7 protein-coding genes and 1 tRNA gene are annotated in these 5,070 nt (G+C 72.7%); 5 read left to right on the top strand and 3 right to left on the bottom strand.

The features are described 5' to 3' along the window. The coding region (locus VFW24_13385) for a hypothetical protein (protein HEX5267758.1) at positions 1-416 on the bottom strand (416 nt) is incomplete at its 3' end. A 94-nt stretch (positions 417-510) separates the two neighbouring features. Here VFW24_13385 and VFW24_13390 point away from each other — a divergent pair. Further along, the gene (locus VFW24_13390; protein HEX5267759.1) at positions 511-1,491 is read left to right on the top strand and encodes a D-cysteine desulfhydrase family protein; all 981 of its coding nucleotides are present in this window, start codon (positions 511-513) and stop codon (positions 1,489-1,491) included. Positions 1,492-1,587: 96 nt separating this feature from the next. Here the strand turns inward: VFW24_13390 and VFW24_13395 are convergent, their stop codons facing one another. Further along, positions 1,588-2,145 (bottom strand): hypothetical protein, encoded by a 558-nt coding sequence (locus VFW24_13395; GenBank protein HEX5267760.1) that lies wholly within the window; start codon positions 2,143-2,145, stop codon positions 1,588-1,590. A gap of 104 nt (positions 2,146-2,249) precedes the next feature. Between VFW24_13395 and VFW24_13400 the strand changes: the two genes are divergently transcribed. Together VFW24_13400 and VFW24_13405 are read left to right on the top strand one after the other, a co-directional pair. Then, positions 2,250-3,011, top strand: coding sequence for an inositol monophosphatase (locus VFW24_13400; protein HEX5267761.1), 762 nt, complete (start codon positions 2,250-2,252; stop codon positions 3,009-3,011). Positions 3,012-3,375: 364 nt separating this feature from the next. Next, complete coding sequence (locus VFW24_13405; protein ID HEX5267762.1) at positions 3,376-3,705, top strand: WhiB family transcriptional regulator; 330 nt, start codon at positions 3,376-3,378, stop codon at positions 3,703-3,705. A 137-nt stretch (positions 3,706-3,842) separates the two neighbouring features. Here VFW24_13405 and mscL read toward each other — a convergent pair whose 3' ends face one another. Then, the gene (gene mscL / locus VFW24_13410) at positions 3,843-4,250 is read right to left on the bottom strand and encodes a large conductance mechanosensitive channel protein MscL (GenBank protein HEX5267763.1); all 408 of its coding nucleotides are present in this window, start codon (positions 4,248-4,250) and stop codon (positions 3,843-3,845) included. A 74-nt stretch (positions 4,251-4,324) separates the two neighbouring features. Here mscL and VFW24_13415 point away from each other — a divergent pair, with 74 nt between their 5' ends. Together VFW24_13415 and VFW24_13420 are read left to right on the top strand one after the other, a co-directional pair. After that, positions 4,325-4,831: a GNAT family N-acetyltransferase gene (locus VFW24_13415; GenBank protein HEX5267764.1), complete on the top strand. Its 507-nt coding sequence runs from the start codon at positions 4,325-4,327 to the stop codon at positions 4,829-4,831. Between the two features lie 26 nt (positions 4,832-4,857). After that, positions 4,858-4,932 (top strand) — tRNA-Val (locus VFW24_13420). Positions 4,933-5,070 lie beyond the last annotated feature (138 nt).

Genomic DNA, 5,070 nt, shown 5'->3' on the forward strand with positions numbered 1-5,070 from the left:
CCCTGGTGCCACACCTCGCGCCCGGTCTCGTCGAGCTCGGCGCCCGCGCCCGAGTCGGAGCGGGCCCGGTAGCGCGTCTCCTGGTCCCCACCCCGCAGGTAGCCGATCACCCCCCAGCAGCCGTGGTGGTGCACGCCGGACGACGTTCCCTCGGGAAACACGACGGCGAGAACGTGGAAGCGACCGGCGGGGTCGGCGTGGAGGAGATTCCCGACCGCGCCCCCGTCGAGATCGGCGCACGCCTCCTCGGGCACGGCGCCCGGCTCCGCCAGCAGACCCGCCAGGGCCGGGCGGATGGCCTCGGCCCGCGACCGCTCCCCGTCCAGGTCGGGGTCGGCGAGGGCGGCCTCGACCGCCGCCACCAACCGGTCGAGGGCGGGGGTGCGGGGGTAGGGCGAAGCGGGGCCGGCGGGCATGGGACCATGCTGGCCCAGAAGAGCATGCTGGCCCAGAAGAACATGCTGGCCCAGAAGGACATGGGGGCGGAGACGAAGTAGCTTCGCCCGCTCGATGGGGGAGGCGCTGCCGCTGGAACGGCGGGTGGCGCTGTGCCACGCCCCCACCCCCCTCGAGCCCATGGACCGCCTGGCGGCGTGGCTGGGGCTGCCCGAGGGCACCCTGGCCGTCAAGCGCGACGACTGCACCGGCCTGGCGGGCGGGGGCAACAAGGCCCGCAAGCTCGAGTACCTGTGCGCCGACGCCCTCGCCGCCGGCTGCGACGTCCTCGTGACCGGCGGGGGGCGCCAGAGCAACCACGTCCGCATGACCGCGGCCGCCGCCAACAAGCTCGGCATCGACGCCACCGTCGTCCTGGCCGGCGGGCGCCCCCGCCACCCGACCGGCAACGTGGTCCTGGACCACCTCCTCGGCCCCGAGATCGTGTGGGCCGGGGACCTCGACTACTACGAGACCGAGGCCGCCATCGACGGCGAAGCCGCCCGTCTCCGCCTCGCCTCCCGCCGCCCCTACGCCATCCCGGTGGGAGGCGCGTCCCCCGTCGGTGCCCTCGGCTACGTGCAGGCCGGCATCGAGCTGCTCGGCCAGGACCCCGACGTCGACGTGGTGGTGGTGGCCGACGGTTCCGGCGGCACCCACGCCGGCCTGGCCGCCGCCCTCGGGAACCACGACCGGGTGCTCGGCGTCGATGTCGGCACCCGCCCCGACCTCGACGAGCGGGTGCCGGAGAAGGCGGCCGAGGTGGCGGACCTGGCCGGGATGCAGGCCCCGGACGGGCGGTGCGTGATCGACCACGCCCGCTTCGGCGCCGGCTACGGCGCCATGACCGACGAGACCCGCCGGGCCCTCGACGCCGCCGCCCGCCTCGAGGGCCTGGTGCTCGACCCGGTGTACACGGGCAAGGCGATGGCGGGTCTCATCGCCGCGGTGGGCGCCGGCCGCATCCGGGCCGGCCAGCGGGTGGTGTTCCTGCACACCGGGGGCATGCCGGCGCTGTTCGCGTCGGCCTACGCCGAGTGGATCGCTAACGCATAGCGGCGGGTACCCGGGTCCTTCGGACCACGCCCGCCGCGTGCCTTGGGGCCCCGACCCCACGGCGGCCCTCCTATCGGCGCCGGTGGATCCCTTGCATCAATCCATCCAGTCGGGAGCGGCCTCGAGAAGGAAGCGGCTGACCGCCAGGCAGCGGTCGAAGGTCTCGCACATCAGCTCCTCCCCCGAGAGCACCCGGGCCAGGGACACCTGCTGATGGGCCACGATGTTGAGGCGGCGGTCGGCGGCGTCGGTGGCGGAGGCGAACGAGTCGATGGCCGAGACCTCGAGCGGGAGCTCGATCCCGCCCACCCCGGCGAGGTCGATGGCCAGCCGGAGAAGGTCGGGCCCCTTCTGCAGCGGCGGCAGCTGCCACGTGAAGTCCAGGGGGAAGTGGAAGCGGTCGGGCGGCTCCTTCTCCTCGGGCAGGTCCACGACCAGGTCCTCGAAGGACAAAAGGACCCGGGGGTCGACCTCGAGGGCCAGGTGGAGGTCGATCGGCCCCCCGCAGCCCTCCTCGGGATGCAGGTCCACCTCCCACACCTGGCGCAGCGAGTAGGTCTCGACGAAGTGGCGCTCGTCGTGGACGTGGAAGCCGTGGTCGACGGCGTGGTCCTTGAGCTCGGCCACGTACCCGGCGACGTCGATTACCGCCATGGGGCAAGCCTATGTTCGATCCCCGCCGGGTCCCCCACGCCCCGGCTCCCCCGCCGGGCGGGTCCCGGCCCCGCCGGCGGCCGCCCATCTGGTTTGCTGGCGGGGTGGACGACGGCACCCTGCTCGACGTCCTGCACGCCACCGTGGACGCCGTCTCCGCCGCCTTGGCCGGGGTGGACGACTGGGGGCCGGCCGGGACGCGGGCAGGCCAGTACCGCTCCGACCTGGTCGCCGACGCCGCCGCCCTCGGGGTCCTGACCGGGGCGGGCCTGGGCGTCCTGTCGGAGGAGTCGGGGCTGACCGAGCCCGACCGGGATCTGCTCGCGGTCCTCGATCCGCTCGACGGCTCCACCAACGCCTCCCGGGCCCTTCCCTGGTACGCCACGAGCATCTGCGTCCTCGACGCCGACGGCTGCCGGGCCGCCGTGGTGGCCAACCTCGCCAGTGGCCGCCGCTACCAGGCGGCCCGGGGGGCGGGAGCGACCTGTGACGGACGCCCCCTGGTCCCGTCGGGCCGGAAGCAGGCGGCGGGGGCCCTGGTCGCGGTGTCGGCGCTGCCCCGGGCCCACCCGCCCTGGGGCCAGACCCGGTCCCTCGGGGCATCGGCCCTCGACATCTGCCTGGTGGCCGAGGGGGTCCTCGACGCCTTCTGCGACAACGCCGCCGACGCCCACGGCCCGTGGGACTACCTGGGGGCGGCCCTGGTGTGCAGGGAGGCGGGAGCAGCGGTGGCCGACGCCCAGGGCCGGGACCTGGTGACGAGGGAGCACCGGGGCCGGCGGACGCCGGTGGCGGCCGCCACCCCCGAGCTGCTCGAGGAGATCGTCCGCTTCCGGACGGGGGCCGGCGGGCCCCCCGCCCGTTAAATCGATTGACGCCCGGCCTCGGATCGTGATGCAGTACCACTGTCGGCACCTCGGGCCGGCGCGCGAGCACGAAGGACAGGGGCGCATGCAGCAGACGTGGTGGACCATGAAGCCGAAGGGCACTCATGGCACCGCGGCGCGCCCGTGTGGGCATTTTGCCGCTGCCATGTCCGCCCGGTTCGGCGCCTACGGCACCGTTGATCTCGGCATCAACGCCACCGCCGTGCGGCCCGGGGCCTCCTGGAAGGGGAAGACTGGATAGGCCAGTCACCAACCAGAGGAAAGGCCCCCAGGCCGCCGGCACCAGCCGGCGGCCTTTCTGTTTCTCCCGGATCAGCCCTCAACACCGAAAGGGGACGGCCAGATGCTGGCCCAGCAGGGGAACACGACATACGAAGAGGTTTCGGAGGTCACCGACTGGTCCGCGGTGGTCTGGGACCAGGCCGCGTGCCGGAGCGACGGGGGCACGCTCGTGGATCTGTTCTTCTCCGAACAGCTCGACGACATAGCCCGGGCCAAGACGATCTGCCGGACCTGCCCGGTGATGGAGCCCTGCCTCGAAGGGGCCAGGGAGCGCCGGGAGCCCTGGGGCGTGTGGGGAGGCCAGCTGTTCATGAACGGCGTGATCCTCCCCTACAAGCGCAAGCGGGGTCGGCCGCCGAAGCACCTTTCGGTGGCGGCCCTGGGCGCCTGACCGCCCCGACCCGGGGTCAGGAAACCCCGGTCGCAGGGAGGGGCGTGGGGCAGCCGAGCGTGGTCGCCGGCCGCCCTGCGCCCTTTCCGTCAAACGGGAGGCGCCGGCCCTTCCGCCGGCCGGTCCCCCGAGCTGCGTCAGGCGGCGGCGCCGACCTCGCTCGTGCAGAACGCGCAGCGGCGGGCCTGGATCGGGATGCTGCTCAGGCACTCCGGGCACTCCCGGGTCAGCGACTCCGTCTCCACATCGGTCCGCCGGCGCGCCATCAGGGTGTTCACCGGCCGCACGACGAAGAAGAAGACGGCGGCGGCGATGATCACGAACGAGATGATGTCGTTCAGGAACTGTCCGTAGGAGAACACGCTGTGGCGGACGGTCACCTTGAGGGAGGAGAAGTTGACCTTCCCCGGAATGGTGACCAGTGGGGTCAGCAGGTTCTTCACGAACGACGCGACGACCGTTCCGAAGGCGGCGCCGATGACGATGCCCACGGCCAGGTCGACGACGCTGCCCCGCAGGATGAATGCCTTGAAGTCTTTGAGCATGCCCTCGAGGGTACCGACGCACTCAAGGCCCTGCCAGGGTCCCGCCGGCAGGGCGGCTATGGCACGATGCGGCCATGGGGGGTGACAAGGGGCGCGCCCCCGGCCCGGTGGGAGACGCCGACATCGCTCGGCTGTCCGAGGCCGACCACGACGAGCTGTTCTCCGCCTTCTCGCGGATCGTCGAGGACCGCGACGGCTTCCCCCAGGAGCCGCCGCTCTCCCGGACCGACTTCGACGACTACTGGCTGGCCCACTCGACGGCGGTGGTCCGGGCCCGGGTCGGCGGCGAGCTGGCCGGCGCCTACTACCTGAAGCCGAACTTCGTGGGGCGGGCGGCCCACATCGCCAACGCCGGGTATTTCGTGGTGGCCGGGTTCCGCGGCAGGCGTCTCGGGCGGGAGCTGATCGTCCACTCCCTCGACGAGGCCCGCCGGGTGGGCTTCGATGCCCTCCAGTTCAACCTGGTCTTCGAGTCCAACCCGGCCCGCCGGTTGTACGAGGAGCTGGGCTTCCAGGTCGTGGGGCGGATACCCCGGGCGGTCGATGGCGAGGACGCCCTGATCTACTGGCGTGCCCTCTAGGCCAGAGGGCTTACGCTTCAGATTCCGGGCGCTTAGCTCAGTTTGGTCAGAGCAGCTGGCTTACAACCAGCAGGTCGGGGGTTCGAGTCCCTCAGCGCCCACTCGCCGCTGCCCCGGCGCGGGCCGATCAGGAAGGAAGCGGATTGGAAGACACGATCGACCTCGTCGACGGGGCCTTCTGGGGCCGAAACCCGCAGGAGGAGCTGACCTGGTTGCGGAACAACGCCCCCGTCTGGCGG

The organism is Acidimicrobiales bacterium (assembly GCA_036273495.1).
GTDB lineage: Bacteria > Actinomycetota > Acidimicrobiia > Acidimicrobiales > JAJPHE01 > DASSEU01.

Excerpts from the sequence above, each read along its gene's own strand:
- VFW24_13390 (HEX5267759.1), top strand. The coding sequence starts at position 511 with ATGGGGGAGGCGCTGCCGCTGGAACGGCGGGTGGCGCTGTGCCACGCC.
- VFW24_13395 (HEX5267760.1), bottom strand. The coding sequence starts at position 2,145 with ATGGCGGTAATCGACGTCGCCGGGTACGTGGCCGAGCTCAAGGACCAC.
- VFW24_13415 (HEX5267764.1), top strand. The coding sequence starts at position 4,325 with ATGGGGGGTGACAAGGGGCGCGCCCCCGGCCCGGTGGGAGACGCCGAC.
- mscL (HEX5267763.1), bottom strand. The coding sequence starts at position 4,250 with ATGCTCAAAGACTTCAAGGCATTCATCCTGCGGGGCAGCGTCGTCGAC.
- VFW24_13405 (HEX5267762.1), top strand. The coding sequence starts at position 3,376 with ATGCTGGCCCAGCAGGGGAACACGACATACGAAGAGGTTTCGGAGGTC.